The 19,727-nt window shown below is 39.8% G+C and carries 17 protein-coding genes, 3 tRNA genes and 1 riboswitch; of the genes, 10 read left to right on the top strand and 10 right to left on the bottom strand.

What is annotated here, in order from left to right:
• The first annotated feature begins 10 nt into the window (after positions 1–10).
• The 5 genes from hpf to H8B17_RS14370 all read left to right on the top strand — a co-directional run bounded on the left by hpf (position 11) and on the right by H8B17_RS14370 (position 5,370).
• Positions 11–355, top strand: a complete 345-nt coding sequence (hpf, locus tag H8B17_RS14390; RefSeq protein WP_190309930.1) for a ribosome hibernation-promoting factor, HPF/YfiA family — start codon at positions 11–13, stop codon at positions 353–355.
• A 119-nt stretch (positions 356–474) separates the two neighbouring features.
• The gene (locus H8B17_RS14385; protein ID WP_223816586.1) at positions 475–837 is read left to right on the top strand and encodes a hypothetical protein; all 363 of its coding nucleotides are present in this window, start codon (positions 475–477) and stop codon (positions 835–837) included.
• Positions 838–1,008: 171 nt separating this feature from the next.
• Complete coding sequence (locus H8B17_RS14380; protein ID WP_190309928.1) at positions 1,009–1,536, top strand: ferritin; 528 nt, start codon at positions 1,009–1,011, stop codon at positions 1,534–1,536.
• Between the two features lie 137 nt (positions 1,537–1,673).
• Positions 1,674–4,403: a TonB-dependent receptor gene (locus H8B17_RS14375; RefSeq protein ID WP_223816585.1), complete on the top strand. Its 2,730-nt coding sequence runs from the start codon at positions 1,674–1,676 to the stop codon at positions 4,401–4,403.
• 1 nt (position 4,404) lies between these two features.
• Positions 4,405–5,370, top strand: coding sequence for an NAD(P)H-quinone oxidoreductase (locus H8B17_RS14370; protein ID WP_190309927.1), 966 nt, complete (start codon positions 4,405–4,407; stop codon positions 5,368–5,370).
• A gap of 14 nt (positions 5,371–5,384) precedes the next feature.
• Here the strand turns inward: H8B17_RS14370 and H8B17_RS14365 are convergent, their stop codons facing one another.
• Positions 5,385–6,623, bottom strand: a complete 1,239-nt coding sequence (locus H8B17_RS14365; RefSeq protein ID WP_190309926.1) for a site-specific integrase — start codon at positions 6,621–6,623, stop codon at positions 5,385–5,387.
• 268 nt (positions 6,624–6,891) lie between these two features.
• Between H8B17_RS14365 and H8B17_RS14360 the strand changes: the two genes are divergently transcribed.
• Both H8B17_RS14360 and H8B17_RS14355 read left to right on the top strand, forming a co-directional pair.
• Positions 6,892–7,308 (top strand): hypothetical protein, encoded by a 417-nt coding sequence (locus H8B17_RS14360; protein ID WP_190309925.1) that lies wholly within the window; start codon positions 6,892–6,894, stop codon positions 7,306–7,308.
• Positions 7,309–7,383: 75 nt separating this feature from the next.
• Positions 7,384–8,364, top strand: coding sequence for a Gfo/Idh/MocA family protein (locus tag H8B17_RS14355; RefSeq protein WP_190309924.1), 981 nt, complete (start codon positions 7,384–7,386; stop codon positions 8,362–8,364).
• Here the strand turns inward: H8B17_RS14355 and H8B17_RS14350 are convergent.
• The gene (locus H8B17_RS14350) at positions 8,361–8,810 is read right to left on the bottom strand and encodes a nuclear transport factor 2 family protein (RefSeq protein WP_223816584.1); all 450 of its coding nucleotides are present in this window, start codon (positions 8,808–8,810) and stop codon (positions 8,361–8,363) included. The genes H8B17_RS14355 and H8B17_RS14350 overlap by 4 nt on opposite strands.
• Positions 8,811–8,914: 104 nt before the next feature.
• Here H8B17_RS14350 and rocD point away from each other — a divergent pair, with 104 nt between their 5' ends.
• The gene (gene rocD / locus H8B17_RS14345) at positions 8,915–10,153 is read left to right on the top strand and encodes an ornithine--oxo-acid transaminase (protein ID WP_190309923.1); all 1,239 of its coding nucleotides are present in this window, start codon (positions 8,915–8,917) and stop codon (positions 10,151–10,153) included.
• A 122-nt stretch (positions 10,154–10,275) separates the two neighbouring features.
• A complete protein-coding gene (locus tag H8B17_RS14340; RefSeq protein WP_190309922.1) occupies positions 10,276–10,962 on the top strand; it encodes a YceI family protein in 687 nt (228 codons plus the stop codon).
• 212 nt (positions 10,963–11,174) lie between these two features.
• On the opposite strand, the gene H8B17_RS14335 is transcribed toward H8B17_RS14340, so the two are convergent.
• The 7 genes from H8B17_RS14335 to H8B17_RS14305 all read right to left on the bottom strand — a co-directional run bounded on the left by H8B17_RS14335 (position 11,175) and on the right by H8B17_RS14305 (position 17,283).
• Positions 11,175–13,082: a DUF294 nucleotidyltransferase-like domain-containing protein gene (locus tag H8B17_RS14335; protein WP_190309921.1), complete on the bottom strand. Its 1,908-nt coding sequence runs from the start codon at positions 13,080–13,082 to the stop codon at positions 11,175–11,177.
• Positions 13,083–13,103: 21 nt separating this feature from the next.
• Entirely contained in the window at positions 13,104–13,748 is a 645-nt protein-coding gene (locus H8B17_RS14330; protein ID WP_190309920.1) for a 3'-5' exonuclease, read from the bottom strand.
• A gap of 118 nt (positions 13,749–13,866) precedes the next feature.
• Positions 13,867–13,940, bottom strand: a tRNA-Pro gene (locus tag H8B17_RS14325).
• Positions 13,941–14,003: 63 nt separating this feature from the next.
• On the bottom strand, positions 14,004–15,185 hold the full coding sequence (locus H8B17_RS14320) for a homoserine dehydrogenase (protein ID WP_190309919.1): 1,182 nt from the start codon (positions 15,183–15,185) through the stop codon (positions 14,004–14,006).
• Between the two features lie 160 nt (positions 15,186–15,345).
• A complete protein-coding gene (locus H8B17_RS14315; protein ID WP_190309918.1) occupies positions 15,346–16,653 on the bottom strand; it encodes an O-acetylhomoserine aminocarboxypropyltransferase/cysteine synthase family protein in 1,308 nt (435 codons plus the stop codon).
• Positions 16,654–16,856: 203 nt separating this feature from the next.
• Positions 16,857–16,969: riboswitch (SAM riboswitch) on the bottom strand.
• Between the two features lie 129 nt (positions 16,970–17,098).
• Positions 17,099–17,171, bottom strand: a tRNA-Phe gene (locus tag H8B17_RS14310).
• Between the two features lie 39 nt (positions 17,172–17,210).
• A tRNA-Phe gene (locus tag H8B17_RS14305) sits at positions 17,211–17,283 on the bottom strand.
• Between the two features lie 310 nt (positions 17,284–17,593).
• Here H8B17_RS14305 and mnmA point away from each other — a divergent pair.
• Complete coding sequence (gene mnmA / locus H8B17_RS14300; RefSeq protein WP_190309917.1) at positions 17,594–18,685, top strand: tRNA 2-thiouridine(34) synthase MnmA; 1,092 nt, start codon at positions 17,594–17,596, stop codon at positions 18,683–18,685.
• Between the two features lie 40 nt (positions 18,686–18,725).
• Here the strand turns inward: mnmA and gap are convergent, their stop codons facing one another.
• Positions 18,726–19,721, bottom strand: a complete 996-nt coding sequence (gene gap, locus H8B17_RS14295) for a type I glyceraldehyde-3-phosphate dehydrogenase (RefSeq protein ID WP_190309916.1) — start codon at positions 19,719–19,721, stop codon at positions 18,726–18,728.
• Between the last annotated feature and the right edge of the window lie 6 nt (positions 19,722–19,727).

The following is a 19,727-nucleotide window of genomic DNA, read 5'->3' as shown; positions in this document are numbered from 1 at the left end:
AGGAGGAAAAATGAACATTACTGTGCAATCAATCAAGTTTGATGCTGATCAAAAATTAGTTGAGTTTATCAAAAGGAAAACAGCTAAACTTGAACAGTTTTTGGACAACATCATCGAAAGCGTATGTTATCTCCGTCTAGAAAATGTAGACGACGAGGCCAACAAAGTGGTGGAATTGAAAATGAACATACCAGGTAATCAATTATTTGCCAAAGCACAGGCGAAAAGTTTCGAAGAAGCAACCGATCTTGCTGTAGAATCGCTACGACGACAGATCAATAAACATAAAACAAAAACCAGAACGGCAGTAAGTAATCACAAAGAGCTGTTGAGTAATCCAGAAGAGGAAATTTAGAAAAATAAGAACAAAAAGAGAAGGCTGATCGAGAGATCAGCTTTTTTTATATACTTTCTTGTAATTTATTTGGATTGAATCTGAATAAGATATATATTTGCTCAGCGAATTTGAAAACGATGATTTGTCCATTAGCACAAGTAGAAGAAGTATTTAAGACGGCACATGGAGCCGTGTATCAATGTAGTCGTAAAAACTGTTACTGGTTAGAGTTTCAACAAACGACTACTGCATTTAAAATTTCAGATTTTTTTCTTTTTAAGAAACGTATAGATGCTATGGATATTGCTCGTATGTTGGCCGACACCTCTCGTGCTGCAGATTTTGAAATGATAATGCCACACCGTACTGAAAGGTGTTTTATTCTTTCCGTTCAGGACATTCTAAGTTTAAAGGATATTTTAGCTGGTGCGAAGTTTATGATAGAGCTGAATAGCGAAATAAAAAGAATTCTTCGTAAGGACGCATTGCTCATTATCTAACCCTTTTAATTGTACTGACTCTAAATAAGTTAAGTCTAATGAGCTGTAATTTAGACTGAATTCGTATTGTATTTTTTTGCCTGTTTTTTGTCTTTATTGGTCTACCTTTGTATAAACAATGTGGGGAATACATTGTTATTTATTAAGGTATAAGAGTAAAATAAAATAAATATGAAAGATCTACTGAAATTGAAATCTTCATTATCGGAAGAAATAGAAAATATATTGAATGCACAGGTAAAAGTAGAAGCACATGCGTCAGCGCTTTATTTGGCTATGTCGTCGTGGTGCGATGATCAGGGGCTGGATAATTCGGCGACGTTTTTTGCCAAACAAGCGGACGAAGAACGTGAGCACATGTTAAAGTTGTTTAATTATATAAATAACCGTGGAGGACGCGCTGTTTCTCCGGAGATCACGAACATACCTGTTGACTTCGAATCTTTCCGTGGTGTATTTGAACAAACATTGGAACAGGAAATGCACGTTACCGAACAATTTAATAATATCGCAGACAGATGTATGAAAGCGAAAGACTATGTAACGTTCAATTTCTTACAATGGTTTTTAGAAGAACAAGTGGAAGAAGAATATGTTGCTCGTCGTATATTAGAATTGTTTGATGTGATCGGTGAAGAGGGAACAGGCCGCTGGGAAATTGATAAACATCTGGTGAAGGTAACATTTGACGGAGAGTAATTCCGAAAAAAATGAAGTAAGCGGGTCATTTCTAAAGGAGATGGCCCGCTTTTCTTTTATTGAATTTCATTTTTTTGTATATTGACGAAATTGCGTAAACGTTAGTTTTTGTGGAACAGCACCGGTATCTTATATGTATGATTGCAACGCTCTTTTTTATGGGACTGGGTTCGGTTGGAGCAAAAGCTCAGACGGAGCCGCGACAGATTCAGGGGTTTGTGGTAGATAGTATAGGAACGAGATTAAAGGGTGTGACGATACGACTGACGAGTACGAGCGACACGATTACGGCGATAAGTTCGAATGCAGGGTATTACCGTTTTAAAGACGTAAAAGGGACGGATATTCGGGTTTTTTACAGTATGTTGGGCTATCAGAGTGTCAATAGGGCATTGTCCTCTCCAAAGTCATCCAGTTTTATCGTCATGCCCAATGTGGTGCTGCGGTCGCAAAGTTCCTTGCTAGAAGGTGTATATGTAGTAAAAACTATTCCTGTAGTTTATGCTGGTGATACCATTCAATATAATATGGATGCTTTTACTTTTCGAGCGAACTCACTTTTGGAAGAGGCTTTGAAGCAGCTGCCGGGCATCCAGGTTTCTCGTGATGGTACGGTGTATGCGCAGGGAAAGCCGATTTCATCCGTGCAGGTAGACGGCAGAAAGTTCTTTGGAGGTGATGTGTTGACGGCCACGCGGAATTTACCCGCTGATTTTATTAAAAGCATACAGATATTAAACCATCGTGATGCGTACATAACAGATAGGAGTTTCACGACAGAAGAACCTGAGAAAATTCTGAATATCGTTCTAAAGGAGGATAGCAAACGTATTTCTTTTGGGCAATTGACCGCTGGGGGAGGCACCAGAGAGCGGTATATCGGTAGCGCGGGGCTTAATCGTTTTAATGACGGTCAGGAGTTCTCAGTGGTAGGTTCTATGAACAACACTAATACGAGTTTATTTTCTTTTGGTTCACCGACAGGGGTGGGCGAACGAGAAAAGTCGCTTTTGGACATTAATGATTTTGCTGATCCCACAGACGGTCTGAATAATATAAAATCATTGGGGTTTAGTTTTTCTGACAATCTAGCGGACCAAACACAGTTCAATGCTAGCTATAGCTTTACGCGGAAGAAAAATTTCACCGAAGGAAATTCGATTCTACAGTCGGATTATTTCAGAAACCGGATCTCCAACGAGGAAAAATATGATGTAACAAACGACGATAATTTTCATAGATTCACGGCGGAACTTAAACATCGGTTCAAAAATCATGATGTGCTCGAGATAAAACCGGTGTTTTCCTACAGTAGGGTGTACGTTTGGAATAACCGCAAGCGACATGTTAACAACAATAGAGTAACCAATCGAGGAACTTACCAAGATTCTTCTTATCAAAAGAACCCTAACTTGGATGTAAACATCCAATATGCTAAAGCATTCCAGAAACCCGGCAGAAAATTGTTAGGAAATGTTTCCCTTAACTTCAATAGTCAGCGTAAACTGGAAGATGTATTTGATCGTTACATATCTGTAGATTCAATGCCCGTAGATCCTATACAAAGTCTATATGAGCAGCGGTATTTTATTCAACAGCGCAATGGAACAGATGGCATCAGGGCTGCTATGTCTTTTGTAGAGCCTTTTTCAGAACGCAGCACGCTGGAATTTTCATACAATTATGAGCTAACCGATATGACTACGCAAAGAATAGTAGAAGATAAACTGAAGTCCGAGGAACTCGGTTATTTTTTCTATGTTGATTCATTGGGCGTGAATTACAATTATCGCTTTCGAAACAGTCGTATGGGGCTGAATTACCAATATACCCCAAATAAAGCTTTTAAAGCCAATATTGGGTTTGGGGTACAGCCTGTTAGATTGACGGGCTTCCTCCCGAGGGAAGATATGCAATACACGTATGAAAATGTTAATTTGGTACCCACAGCAGGTTTTAAATGGCGATTGAATGAAGAAACTGATTGGAGTGTTGATTACATGGGCAAAAACAACCAACCTAATCTTTTGCATATTATCCCGGTAAGGGATAATAGTAATTCCCAAAATATTATTGTTGGAAACCCGGAGCTAAAGGCAGAATTTTCGAACCGAATTAGTACTACACTTCGGAAATTTGTGACATCGAAAGGACAATACCTGGAAACTAATTTTGCATATAACTATGTGGCTAATAAAATTGTATCTGATAAAAATGCAGTTTCAGGATCTACAATCCAAGAAACGACATTTAAAAATACGGATGGCTATTATGATATTAAATGGTATTATCTCTTCAATACACCGTTATTTAATGAGAACGTACAATTGGATATTAGTGGAAACACAGACTATTATAACAATCTATCTTACGTGAATGATCAACGAAATACTACGCAACAATTCATATATTCCCAATCGGCCCAACTACGTTACACATGGAGCGATTATTTTGAATCCATGTTTAACGCAAACTATCTTTTAAATAAAGCGAGCTATACATGGCCCTATCCCACGAAAATTACGGGCCAAAGTTTATTGGCAAGTGTCGCCACAAAAGGCTATCTAGGAGACCATATCACATTAGGTGCTGAGATGTCGCAACGCTTTAATTCTGGTTACGCCAGTAGTTTTATGAATATTAATCCGACGATCATCAACGCTTATTTAGAGTTTTCTTTTTTGCATAATAAGCGTGCGTTGTTACGTCTACAGGGGTTTGATTTATTAGATCAAAATAAAAATATGGGTACCTATAGTGAATATATAGGTAATGATGTTTATGAGGCAAGAAACAATCGGCTTGGACGTTATTTTATGGTCACGTTAAACCTACGTTTGCAGAAATATCCAAAAAATAAAAAATAAAATGCGAGCAATTGTCATTACAAAAGCGGGTGGTCCGGATGTTCTACAGGTGGAAGAACGCATTATACCGGCAATAGCGGAGTATGAGGTGCTGATACAGATCAAAGCTGCCGGAATAAACCGCCCAGATATTTTTCAGCGTAAAGGGAGTTATCCCGCTCCCGCCGGAGTGGTGAAAGACGTTCCAGGATTGGAGGTGGCTGGCGTTATTGTCGAAATAGGTAAGGCTGTAACAGAATGGAAAATAGGAGAGCCTGTATGTTGTCTCGTGGCAGGGGGTGGTTATGCAGAATATGTAGCGGCTCATCAGGATATGTGTCTTCCTATACCTGGAGGAATAAGCTTTGTACAGGCTGCCGTTTTACCAGAAACGGTATATACAGTCTGGGATAACGTATTTCGACGGGGAGCTTTGCAAGAAGGAGAAACTATTTTGATTCATGGTGGGGCAGGAGGCATCGGAAGCACGGCTATTCAGCTCGCAAAAGCTTTTGGGGCAAGGGTGCTGACAACCGTTAGTACGACAGAAAAAGAGGCCTACTGTCGACAATTAGGGGCTGACAAAGTCGTCAACTATAAAACAAATGATTTTTGTGAGGTTTTATATGATGAGAAAGTAGATGTTGTGTTAGACAGCATCGGGGGCGAATATTTCAAGAAGAATATCGATGTGTTGAGCACCGATAGTCGCTTGGTGTATATTAATGCGATGAAAGGACATCAGGTAGAACTTAATATTTTAACATTGATGCAAAAACGTATTTTAATAACGGGAAGTACACTCCGTGCTAGAGATCTATCTTTTAAAATACCTTTGACACGGGACATATATCGTCATGTTTGGCCGCTGATTGGAAAGTCTTTTCAGCCTCAGCTATTTAAAGTATTTCCACTGGAAGATGCTGCGGCAGCACATGAGTGGATGGAAAAAAGTATGTTTTTGGGCAAACTTGCCCTCGTGGTATGAAAAAGCGGACGTTACTATTCGTCCGCTTTTTCATTAATAGGGGAATGCTCATAAGCATGGTCAAAATACTTAGCTAACGTTATAGTCCGCTGTATATCCATCTGGTTGATATAATTATGGAACATGCTTTCTGAACCATGGCCTGTAGCCTCCATTAATAATGCAGTAGGTATCTTTCCATAGAAATTGGATGCAAAACTGCGTCGACCTATATGGCTGGATATGGCTTGCCATTTTGGTATTTGGAGTGCTTTGCTACGATGACCCGATCGTTTATTATAGTATACCAAGGCATGTATATCGGCAAATTTGGCAATTTCCTTAATTTGTCTATTGTATAGTTGTTCCGACAGCTTTGGAGGGAATTTGTTCTGATATTTTTTTATAATATGGAGCACTTCTGGATGGAGGGGCAATAAAATATCTTTTCCTGTTTTTTGTTGTTGGAATGTGAGACAATTTTTGCCTTTAATTGTTCGTAACATATCCGATCGAAAATTCATAAAATCAGATATACGTTGGCCTGTATAACAGCTAATGAGGAGCCAATCTCTTGCATGTTGCAGTTCTGCGGGAATAGAAGTATGTTTGATACGGTTTAATTCTTCCTCTGTCAGTGTAACAAAAGGTGTCTTCTTTTTTATTTTCGGTAATTCTAATTCGTACGCGAAAGTTCTTACTCCTCGTTTTTCTAGAAAATTGAGCACTGTCTGGACAAACGAAACCGTACGGTAAAGCGTGCTTGGGGAGTAGTCTTCGGACGTTCCATAAAGGAAAAACTGTTTTACAAAGGAAGCGTTGACTTCCTTGATCTTGAAATGTTTCATCGCATAGCCCTCAAATCGTTGAACCAGACGTAAGAATACATAGTATCGTTTTAATGTGTTTGGCTCAATAACATGTTTTCGACTATCTATATACGCATTGATTTGATGAACAAGGTAATCTCCTTTTATAATGGGCTTCTGTTTATAAGCTTCTATCAAGCAATCTTGTATGCCTTGTTGTATATCAACTTTGTTTACCTTCTCGTCTCTCAACCAATTTGCTATTTTTATTTTGATCCTGTTCAAACCGTCATAAATAGTCTTTGCGTTTTTTGTGTAAGGGTTTTTCGGACGTTGCTCGGCATAATTCCATTCTTTCTCTGTGATTTGATAAGGGGTGTCAAATCTATAAATACCCTTTTTTAGATGTAATTGTAGATAGACCGTATTTTTCTCCACAGAGAATCTTATATCAAATGTTTTCATAAGGATGTGGATTGTTGTTACAAGTAGTGCCGCGAAGTTAGGTAAAAAATGTAGTCCTACCGAGACTACTTATGACCAACACAAATATAATAAAAATACGAGTTTTGTTATATTTTTCGAATGAGTGATTAACAGATGAATTATTTCATCTTTTAGATATTCTATTGTTTTCGCCACCCCAGGGCTTATAAAGGAAAAAAATATATTCCATTATAGTCTCGGTAGGACTACGAATATAAAATGTGTCATAATCTACCCGTATTTTTAAATGAAGAAGTCTAAAAAAGAAATACAAATAGAAGCGGTAAAAGCGATTACGTCAGGGGAGTTACTTTTAGAGGAGGCTATGGATCGATATAACATTAAGGATAAACGGACGATGTTGGCTTGGGTGAAAAAAATAGTACCGCTTCTAAATACGTCAAAACCCATGTCTAGTCAAAGAACCAAAACGCTGTTTGACATGCCTAGGGAAACCCCGATATTGCGTGAGATCAAATCGGATCTACATCATCAAGATTTATTGGAAGAGAATGCACTGTTGAAGAGACTAATAAGCCTACAAGACAAAGTTCGTGAACTGGAAGAAACGAACGGACAATTAATAAAGCACAGAAATATACTGATGGAAAGAGTGACCACGTTGGAATTAAAGGTCGGACTAAAAAACAAAGAAATCCGATAGCACTTTTATAGCTTCGCTTCCAATTCTTTTCCTATATTTAGGTTTTAAATAGCTGCCGTTTAAAGAATAATAAATATGGAAACTATAAAATGGGGAATGATCGGCGTTGGCGATGTTACGGAAGTAAAGAGTGGTCCAGCTTTTTATAAAACACCTCATTCTATATTATTGGCTGTCACTGCACGAACAAGAGAGAAAGTAGAAGATTATGCGCTTCGACATGGGATTCCAAAAGTATATCAAGACGTGACAACATTATTGGCCGATCCAAATATCGACATTGTCTACATTGCAACACCTCCAAGTACCCATAAAGAATATGCGTTACAAGTGATACGAGCTGGAAAAGCGGTATATGTGGAGAAACCAATGGCCATGTCATATAGGGAAGCGAAGGAGATGTATGAGCTGGCAAAGCAGAAGGGTGTTGCCTTGTTTGTTGCTTTTTATCGCCGAGCATTGCCCTATTTCTTTCAAGTTAAGCAATGGATCGATGAGGGGAAGATCGGAAGATTGTTGACTGTATCTGTCCGACTGATACGTCCGCCCTATCTTTCCGACTTAGACCCCAATACACATACTTGGCGGATTAAAAAAGAAATTGGAGGAGAAGGATATTTTGTTGATATGGCGCCTCATACACTTGATATATTAGACTATATTATAGGACCAATAGCAGAGGTGAGGGGATATGCTAACAATCTCGCGGGAAATTATAAGGTATCGGATAGCGTGTGTGCAAGTTGGCTGCACAACAATGGCGTCTTGGGAAACGGAACATGGACTTTTTCAAGTATCAGCGAAGCAGAACAGGACCAAATCATTATCACAGGCACAAATGGAGAGATACGCTTTAGCACCTTCGATTTTTCACCGATAGCCTGGATAACGCCGTCGGGCACACAGTTTTTTGATTTTAAAAAGCCACAACATATCCAACAGCCTTTAATAGAATCTATCGTCAAAGAATTGCGGGGAGAAGGGTATTGTCCTTCGACTGGAGAAAGTGCGTTACGTACAACAGCAGTAATAGAGAAAATTTTGCCTACAGTTTAAAGTTTAAACGCCTGCCGACCAAAAAGCTGCCAGCCGTCATTCGATTTCACCCATATTAACATAATACCTAAACGGATGTTGGCCGGGCCTTTCCCCGGATCGTTTGTTTTGGCATTTAAGGTGTGACGAACAATTGCGGTGTTACCCTGCACAGCCACTGTTTGCTCCGTAGTTTGAATTTCGTCAAAGACGGAAGCTCTAGAAATAAGCGTTTGCACAAACTGCTTTTTTGTTTCTACAGTACCGCTAGAATGTCCATAGCTAAGCTTATCCGATGTAAGTTTATTTAACACCTGTTCATTCGGTTTTAACATGGCTTCGATAAGTGATTTTGTGGCCGTTTCAACAGCTTGGGAAGCATCTTTATCTTGTGCAGATCCCTCGGAAAGAACAGTTGTCATCAAAATTGTCAGCATAACTAACGATATTCTATTATATAACATCATAAAGTGATCGTTTTTCGATTATTTAAAAACCGAATTTAGTGACTATGGTTCGATTTTCCAAGAAATATGTTTACATTAAAGCCTAAAATAATAAATACATTGTTATGGAGACCAAGGGCTATAAAACACCGAAGAAGACAGCAGGTTATATCCAAGTAGAAGAAGAATTTGGAGCTCATAATTATCATCCCTTGCCGGTAGTGCTCAGTAAAGGATTGGGCGCATTCGTATGGGATGTAGAGGGCAAGCGTTATTTTGATTTTCTTTCGGGGTATTCTGCCGTAAATCAGGGCCATTGCCATCCGAAGATTATCAATGCTTTAACGGAGCAAGCGAAAAAACTGACATTGACGTCGAGAGCTTTTCATAGTGATAAGATGGCGGAATACACCCAATATATTACGCAATACTTCGGGTATGATAAAGTGTTACCCATGAATACTGGGGTGGAAGCCGTGGAAACCGCTTTAAAATTAGCACGCAAGTGGGGATATTCTGTGAAGGGCGTGCCAGATGGTCAAGCCAAAATTATCACGATAGAAGATAACTTTCATGGTCGTACCATCAATGTTATTTCCTTCAGTACGGATCGTTCCGCGAAAGCAGGGTTTGGTCCTTTTGTGCCTGGATATGTCACCATTCCTTATAACGATCTGCAAGCACTTCACGACGCATTGAAGGACGAAAATGTTGTAGGCTTTCTGGTTGAACCCATTCAAGGCGAAGCCGGCGTATATGTTCCGGATGACGGCTATCTGGCAGCTGCTAAGATGCTTTGCAAAGAGCACCACGTACTCTTTATAGGTGATGAGATCCAGACAGGGCTGTCGAGAACTGGAAAATTGTTGGCATGTGACCACGAAAATGTTCGTCCGGATATTCTTATTTTGGGAAAAGCTTTAAGTGGAGGTGTTATGCCAATTTCTGCAGTACTTGCTGATGACGAAATCATGTTGACGATCGCTCCTGGAGAACATGGCTCCACGTATGGGGGAAATCCGTTGGCTTGTGCGGTCGCTATCGCTTCTTTGGAATTACTGAAAGAAGAGAAACTGGCAGATCGTGCTGCTGAACTGGGCGCCTATTTCCGGGCTGCGTTGACCGCTTTTGCGCACCCGTTTATTAAAGAGATAAGAGGAAAGGGATTGCTGAATGCCATCGTTATCAACCATCCCGATAAGCAGGCAGCGCATACGCTCTGTTTGGAACTGTTAAAAAACGGCCTACTAGCTAAACCTACACATGAAGATAAAATTCGTTTTGCGCCACCTTTAGTTATTTCCAAAGAGGAAATAGAGGAAGCTATAGATATTATAGGAAAATCGCTAAATATTCTACATTAATCCAGACAAAGGTAAACGCTACAACCTTTGATCGAAGCTAAATGAGTGCCGTAATAGGTGTTGTGAACGTCAAAAAAGATAGGTATTTTGGTAGCAGTTTTATTTTGACAAAAAACATATTTATGAAAAAGATTTTTTTATCGACGATGGTAGGTGTTGCCATCCTATTTGCATCTTGTGGGGGAAATCCTACGAATACCCAGACTTCCGAGAAGCAGGAAGTTGCAGAAAAACAAGGTGAGATGTTTGTTGCAGATACTACGATTTCCGAGGTTACCTGGACAGCGACACATAAAGGCGGTCTCGCGCCTCGGTGGGGCAATATTGCAGTAACATCCGGTGAGCTGTCGGTGACAGAAGGAAATGTAACCGCAGGCGACTTCACGGTAGACATGCAGGCAATTACAGTTGACAATGCTTCTGTAACCGAAGCGGACAAAAAGGCGATTGATTTGCAAAATCATTTGAAAAGTGCAGACTTTTTTGAAGTTGAAAAATATCCTACCGCGACGTTTCACATTACGCAGGTATCCGATTTAGACCCTGCTACAGAAAATGCAATTGCCGGTGCTAATAAGTTGGTTAGCGGAAACCTTACTTTGCAGGATAGTACGTTGAACGTAACTTTCCCAGCTAAAATTGATGTACAAGAAGATAAGGTCGCTGTGAATGCTAAATTTACAGTGAATCGCATCGATTGGGGGATTAAGTTTGGAGCGTCTGAATTGGATCCGGCCGAATGGGGTATCAGTAGAGATATTGAAATTGGGGTTAACTTAGAAGCGACAAAACAACAACAGTCTCTTTAACACCTGCCTCTTTAAAAAAAAGCCTCCTAAGATAAAATAGGTGGCTTTTTTTATTTCTTTATATAAAAAAGGGCTTTCAAACGGGGAGAATGAAAGCCCTTAACTAACCAATTATAAACCTAAATTATGAAAGCACAAATATAGTGTATTTTAGACACTAAGTCAAGTGATTTTTCGTTTTTGCCGGCTTTTAGTATGTAACATTTCTATGCTCACCCCAATATGTTATTCGTAAATCGCATTTTTATTCCCATTTGAAAGTTGCTAATGGTTTTAAAAATCTCTTTTAGAGTGGCCTTCTCAATTTTGGTTAAAGCATCGATACGGACGTAGTTATTGGGATCAGACTTCTCGACCAAGATCTGATTAGCTTGATTTTCTAATCTCATGGCCATTAAATAATAATAGGATTGATAAAGTTCATGGTATTGCTGTGGTGTGAAAACGCCACGCTCCAATAGTTTTTTGAGCCGTTCCCCCGTGTTCTCCTGATATATCCTTTTTTGAAGAGCGTACACCCTAACCAGATCCACGATTGGGGTCATAGCGTTCTTAATATTGAAAACCTCTGCTTTACCAATGGTTTGCGTTTTGATATTTCTAAAGAAGGTGAGGGGAGGCTCATATTGCAAAGCGTTTTTTGCGGTAAAAGCAAAAAAGCGATCATTGGGTTTTTGGAGTTCTTCCTCTAGAAATTGCTTGAGTTCCTCAATAATATTTTTATCTCCATACAAAAAGCGACAATCAAAAAATGTTGAAAATTTGATGACATTTTCCGGTACACTTTCCTCAATCCATTTCTTATAATTGCGTTTCCAGTGGGATAATGAATGTGTCCATTCTGGATTGCTTGCCATATATCCTCCTTCACAATAGCTGAAGCCAATTTCATTCAAATAATCGGAGACCTTAGTGGCAAACGTGAGAAAATATTGTCTAACCATCTCCCGTTGTTCATTGGCTTTATCTTCATAGATAATTGCATTATCCTGATCGGTCTTTAAAGTCTGCTCTTTTCTTCCCTCACTACCGGTCACCATAAAAACAAACTTAGCTGGCGGTTCGCCCATCTCGCGAATTACCCATCCGATAACCTTAATAGCGATCGCATCCGCAATCGTAGTAATGACCTGGTTGGTAATATCTGCGTTGATACCTCTACCCAGGAGTTGCTTAATAATTTGCGGCACATAATCCCATTTTTGACGTAATTCATCTATCGTTTCCGCTAATCTTACGGACTGAATAAAAACTAAAGGAGATTGGCCCTGCTCACTTAATATACGGTTCCGACTCAAAAAACCTACGTATCGACCATCTTTTTCGACTAGGAGGTAGCGCGTTTTTGTACTGAACATCATCAATACGGCTTCGTAAAGGTAGGCGTTATGGGCTATGGATACGATCGGATTATCCATAACTTCCCCAACCGGTGTATCAGCATCAACACGCTTAGCAATAACGTTGTCGCGGAGCGTCATGTCTGTCGCGTAACCGATGATATGTTGGCTTTCATTTTGAATGAAAATACAGCTTACCCGATTGTCGGCCATCTGTTTTGCGGCGATATAAATAGGTGTATCTGCAGGGCAAGCGACAATATCCTTGTACGTGATGCCGTCTATTCTTCGAGAATATAACTGTTCTGCCGCAATATAGCTTTCTTCAAAAGAAGCAGGTGTCTTGACAAAATGCGAAAATTCGTCATCCAACATTCTCTTGCCGAAGTCGGTTGTATAGTACTGGAAAAAATCTTCGTACGCTTGGCATATTTTAAGAAACTCCTTACGAGGCAGATTATAAACCACCGTCCCTTTTTTCGCCATGACCGATTTTAGCGCTTTTTTCCGGTTAAGAAGAATAGAGATGCCGCCAAAGCAGTAAAGCGGGTGATGGACTTCTATAGAACGTCTGTTTTCCGAAGAGTCGTAAAAGAAAGTTTCGTACTCTCCTTTGACAATGATATCAACGCCCTTTAATTCCGTTATCCCTTGTCTATACGCCAAAGTATCCCGAGTATATGAAGTTGGTACCAACGATTCGGAAATCCCACGGAGGATATTCTCGGGGAGGATATCAAAAGGGGTTGTTTTTTTTAAAACTTCAATCAAATTCAGCATAATTTGCTTTTTAGTGCAATGTTAACTATTCTGTTTATCTAAAAAGTTAAGTTTCTGTGAAAACATCTTTTGCTGCCGTTCCATATCCAATGGTGTTATTTCATGACGATTCCGTAATTCGAAAAAACACTTGGCTGTGGCACTGGCATCTTGCTCTGCCTCGTGAATTTCCGTTAATAATTTGTCAAACAGGTATTCATGAAGCTGTGGCAACCGAAGATAGTTTATCGATGGGTTGGCAGCATATTTTTCGCTGTCCAACATCGTACAAAAAAAAGAATGACCAATGAATGGATTGGGGAGGTTTGCTCGATAATAGTCTGCACTTAGCACTTGCACATCCAACTCCACAAAATGTCCGATAATGAGTGGCTTATATTTCTGTATATCGTGTGCCAACTTACGGAGTACGACCTTCCTTTTATCTCCATGTTGTTTCAGAAAGGTACGCGTGATGCCATGTACCTGATAAGAGGCGGATGTTATATCTATATCCTCCTCATAGATGTATTTACTAGTACGTTTGATTTCAGTTCCGTTGGCGCTATAAACAATCCATGCAACTTGTATAACATGTGGCCAATTTTTTTTATCTGAATAGGGGCGCTTCCAACGTTGTGGAATCCCGGAAGTTTCTGTGTCGATAAATAGTAGATAATCTTTCAAAAACGTGATGATTTACTCGGAATAAATAGTATGACTTAATATGATATCGTTGCGCTATACGAAGATAAGGACTGTTTCCTTATGAAGCAAAAAAGTCTGAACAAAGTCAGACTTTTTGTCGGGTTGGCGGGATTCGAACCCACGACCTCCAGCACCCCATGCTGGCGCGATACCTGGCTACGCTACAACCCGAAAAGGAGAGGCAAATATAGCAAAAAAACAGTATTTCGGAAACCTATTATGTAAAGTCTGTAATTAAAAAATTTCCGCGATAAAGTTTCCAGTTTGGTTGATGATATCTCTTTTTGCGATGATTTCCTGTAGGTTAATTTCGCCGATGATGTATTTGAAATCCTGACCATGGAAGCGTTCAACCACAGCCTGAAATTGCAACTGATTTAAAGTATCTTCCTCGGTATAACGAAAATATACTTTTAGTTTGTAGTCACTGCTATATTGGATTTGAGATGCCTCCAAATGCTTCTTGTATTCGTAGCGATAACCATAGCGCAATGCAGCGATATCAGAAAGTACGGCGGAACCTGTTGGATGCCCCCCGGCACCTTTTCCATAGAAAAATTGTTCGTCGGCAAAAGCTGCTTTCACCAATACACCATTATTTTCGTTTTCTACATTGAATAAAATATTGTCCGACGTGATAAACCGAGGCAATACATACAAAACTACTTGATGATGATTGATTTTTTTTGCAAAAGGAAGGAGTTTAATTTTGAATCCTTTTTCTTTAGCAAACCGGATGTCTTGGTTGCCCAATTTATCGATTCCTATATTAAGAATATCATCCGGGTTTACGTAAATCCCGTAAGCGTGAGAGGCAACGATAGCAAGTTTGTATTTTGGATCAAAACCGCCTACATCTAATGTAGGGTCAGTCTCTGCAAACCCAAGATCCTGTGCTTGTTTCAATGCCACATCGTAAGTCTGGTTATCATTGAAAATCTTCGATAAGATATAATTAGAAGAACCATTAAAGATACCACTCACCGAGTGAAGCAATTCGTTGTCATAGTATTCTTCCAAATTACGGATAATGGGGATGCTTCCACATACCGCACCTTCGTACAAAAGTGACGTGCCGTATTCGTGTTGAATATGTGTGAGCTCCTCCAAGTGGGACGCAATCATTTTTTTATTGGCTGACACGACATTTTTACCCGATTTCAGCGCCTGTTTCGTGATTTCAAAGGCTACATCGGCATCATCGATCAGCTCAACTACCATGTTTATCTCTTTATCTTCTAAAATAGCCGATGCATCCGTGGTGAACAGTGCTGCTGGCAATGTTCTTTTTTTGTCTGCATTTTTAATAACAAATTTCTTTATTTCTAAATTTAGCTTTTTTGTTTTTATAATGTCATATAATCCCTGTCCAACCACGCCAAACCCAAACATTCCAATGATTAATCTTTCGCCCATTATTGTTGTTTAAATATTATTGATTTGTGCCAACCAGTAAACTTATTTGGTTAGACTATTTTTTCCTTAATCTTAAAAAATCGTCTTCGGATATTTGTAGAAATAGCTTTTCAAATATCCGAAGAAACGAGTTTGATATTTTTATACAGAGCTATATAGGTTATTTTATTTTATCAAAAGCCTGTTGTAAATCAGCTTTAATATCATCAACGTGTTCTATACCGACAGAAAGACGCAGCTGTCCTGGAAACACGCCAGCACTTCTTTGCGCTTCTTCTGAAAGCTGTTGATGTGTCGTCGCAGCCGGGTGTATAATCAACGTTTTGGCATCGCCAACATTAGCTAGGTGACTGATCATTTCCAATGCATCAATAAATTCATTCGCCTTTTCAGCGCCGCCTTTAATTCTAAAAGATAATACTGCTCCATAACCATTTTTCAAATATTTTTGTGCAGCCAAATGGTTAGGATCGCTTTTCAGTCCAGGGAAGTTTACTTTTTCAACTTGAGAATGGGCTTCCAGCCATTGTGCGATTTCTAGAGCGTTATCGACATGACGCTGTACGCGTAAGGAGAGTGTTTCCAATCCTTGTACTAATAAAAATGAGTTGAAAGGAGATAAAGCTGGCCCAAAATCACGTAATCCCTCAACGCGAGCGCGGATTGCAAACTGAATGTTGCCAAACGGTCCTTCGGGGCCAAAGACGTCGGCAAACACTAACCCATGATAACCTTCGGATGGCTCGGAGAACTGTTTGAACTTGCCATTTCCCCAATTATAATTACCGCCATCGATAATGACGCCGCCTATGCTGTTACCGTGACCGCCAATCCATTTTGTTGCTGCTTCAACGACTACGTGTGCACCGTGTTCTAACGGTTTGAAAAGATACCCCCCAGCTCCAAATGTATTATCTACAATCAAGGGTAAATCATATTTCTGTGCCAAAGCTGAAATTTTTTCAAAATCCGGGATGTTGTAACTTGGGTTGCCAATGGTTTCGACATAAAGTGCCTTTGTCTTGTCATCAATCAACGGTTCCATATTCTCTGCCGTACTATTTTCAGCAAACCGCGCTTCGATTCCGAGTCGTTTAAATGATACCTTAAACTGATTGTACGTACCGCCGTATAAATCGGAACCAGTAACAAAATTTTCACCGCTTTCGATGATATTCGTCAAGGCTAAAAACTGAGCGGCCATACCCGAAGCAACTGCGACAGCGGCCACACCACCTTCTAACGCAGCCATACGCTTTTCAAAGGCGTCTGTCGTCGGGTTCATGATGCGGGTATAGATATTTCCGAATTGTTTCAGTGCAAAAAGGTTGGCACCGTGTTCAGCATTTTCAAAAACATACGAGGTAGTTTGATAAATCGGCAATGCTCTAGATCCCGTCGTTGGATCTACTTCCTGTCCTGCATGGACTTGTAACGTTTCGAATTTTAGGTTTTTATTTGTTGACATAGTATAAAATATTTTAATGTAATAAATATAGCGAATTAAGCAGACATCCTATTGACCATTAAGAGCGGTCGTTTTAAAGATGGAAATGTGGGGGTAGGAGAAGCTAGCACATTCGTGCAGCCATACTGGTACAACAAATGAATGCTGTTGAGTAAAAACTGTAATCTGTAATGTTTAATTTAAATGTTCCCATTGTCTTATTGTATTTATATGTTCCAAAACGGTACTGCTTGGACAGGATTTGGCACCTTTTCAATTTCTCTTGCTGGTTGCCAGTGGGTCATCGAGCCAGTCTCTCGCCACTTCTTTATAAACCAAGACCTAAAACGATGTAAGGTGTTGATTAGAAACGTCCGTTAGACGAACACTACAAATATAGTGGATTATATTTAAAAAATGAAAATAATAAACAAAAAAGCCTTTCCGATTCAGAAAGACTTTCTTGTGGTGCCAGCTGGATTCGAACCAGCGACACAAGGATTTTCAGTCCTTTGCTCTACCAACTGAGCTATGGCACCTCTAAGTTTTTGTTTAGAATCTGTTACTTTCAGATTTTGTGGTGCCAGCTGGGTTCGAACCAGCGACACAAGGATTTTCAGTCCTTTGCTCTACCAACTGAGCTATGGCACCTTCCACAATCACGTTTTTCCCTTGATTGCGTTGCAAATCTATATTCTTTTTTTGAAATCTGAAACTTTTGTCTGCATTATTTTTAAAGTATTTTTCAACTGATTGATTCCTATGTAAATAAAATTGATGTTTATTCGTCATATGAAATGTACAGGTTATTCTGTTCATCAATAACATTCTTGTTCGCTCTTCTTGATTAGCTCTTGAAGCTTTGCAGCATTCTTCTGTGCATATCTGATGAAGATAAAATTACACGAAATAAACACAGCAATGTTTCAAATAGCCTATCTTTGCATCTCACAAAATTAATATGAGTAAAAAAGGCAGGGTGTTGGTCGCGATGAGTGGTGGAGTAGATAGTTCCGTGGCGGCCATTATGTTACATGAGCAGGGCTATGAAGTTATCGGCATCACTATGAAAACGTGGGATTACGCTTCAGCCGGTGGATCGTCCAAGGAAACAGGGTGCTGTAGCTTAGATAGTATAAACGATGCTAGGGCATTAGCTGTAGGGCTTGGGTTCCCGCACTATATATTGGATATACGGGATGAATTTGGCGATTTTGTTATCGATAATTTCGTTGATGAGTATATCGCCGGACGGACGCCTAATCCTTGTGTCCTTTGTAACACCCACATCAAATGGTCTGCATTGATGAAGCGAGCAGACAAGCTTGACTGCGAATTTATCGCAACCGGACACTATGCGAACATCCGTTTACATGATAATGGAAGATACGTTATTTCCAAAGGGCAAGATGAAAATAAAGATCAATCTTATGTGCTATGGGGGGTATCGCAAGAAAACCTCGCACGGACACAGTTTCCGTTAGGCGGTTTTACTAAACAGGAGATCCGTCAAATGGCTTTGGAAATGGGGCAGGAGGAACTGGCCAAGAAATCAGAAAGCTATGAGATTTGTTTTGTGCCAGACAACGATTATCGGGCATTTTTACGTCATAAACGTCCTACACTAGACGATGAAATCGGACCAGGAAATTTTGTGTTATCTGATGGTACAGTGGTAGGGCAACATATTGGTTATCCTTATTTCACCATCGGTCAACGTAAAGGATTGGGTATAGCATTGGGCAAACCTATGTTTGTGATCGAAATACTACCGGAGAGCAATACGGTAATGCTAGGCGAGGAACATGAATTGGAAAAATCACATGCTCTTGTACGCGACATTAACTTAATCAAGTACGCCTCTATAGAGCAATCGATTGAAGCGATAACAAAAATAAGGTATAAGGACGCTGGTGCGCAATCTACTATAACACAAAAAGGAAACGTAATGCAGGTGGATTTCGCTCATCGGGTTAAAGGCATCGCCCCCGGGCAATCGGCTGTTTTCTATGAAGGTAATGATTTATTGGGAGGTGGTTTTCTAATGAAATAGAAAAAAGGCTCTCGAGCCTTTTTTCTATTCTATTTGGTGTTTATAACTTACCAATTTCTTGCGCTAAATCGATAATTTTGTTGGAGTAACCCCATTCATTATCGTACCATGATACGACCTTAACAAAGTTGTCATTCAACGAAATTCCAGCTTTCGCGTCAAAAATAGACGTGCGTGCGTCACCGATGAAGTCAGAAGATACCACATCATCTTCTGTGTAACCTAGAATACCTTTCAACTCACCTTCTGAAGCTTCTTTCATAACTTTTTTGATATCTTCATAAGAAGCACCTTTTTCCAAACGAACAGTTAAATCTACTACCGAAACGTCTGCTGTAGGGACGCGCATTGACATGCCGGTTAATTTTCCTTTTAATTCAGGAAGAACCAATCCTACTGCTTTAGCTGCACCGGTAGAAGAAGGGATGATGTTTTGGTAAGCACCCCGGCCACCTCTCCAATCTTTCACAGAAGGACCGTCAACCGTTTTTTGTGTGGCTGTTACCGCGTGTATCGTGGTCATCAATCCTTCTAAGATACCAAAGTTATCATTTAACACTTTTGCAAGAGGTGCTAAACAGTTGGTCGTACAAGAAGCGTTTGATACAATCGTGTATTCTGCCTTTAATTCTTTATGGTTTACACCCATTACAAATGTTGGTGTATCGTCTTTAGCCGGTGCAGACATCACTACTTTTTTTGCTCCCGCGTCGATATGTTTCTGTGCTGTTTCCTGCGTCAAGAAGAAACCTGTTGACTCGATAATCACTTCAGCTCCTATTTCATTCCATTTTAAGTTAGCGGGATCTTTCTCAGCCGTTACGCGAATTGTTTTGCCGTTAACAACTAGATGTCCGTCTTTAACTTCTACCGTACCATCGAATTTACCATGCGTAGAATCATATTTTAGCATATAAGCCAAATAATCAGGTTCTACCAGGTCGTTAATACCTACAACTTCAATATCACTGCGGTTAATAGCAGCTCTAAAAGCTAAACGGCCAATACGACCGAATCCGTTAATTCCAATTTTCATTTTCTC

Origin of the sequence: Sphingobacterium arenae (genome assembly GCF_014692505.1) — a bacterium.
Classification (GTDB): domain Bacteria; phylum Bacteroidota; class Bacteroidia; order Sphingobacteriales; family Sphingobacteriaceae; genus Sphingobacterium; species Sphingobacterium arenae.
Note: the sequence above shows the minus strand (reverse complement) of the source record. Positions and strands in the feature narration are given on the sequence as shown.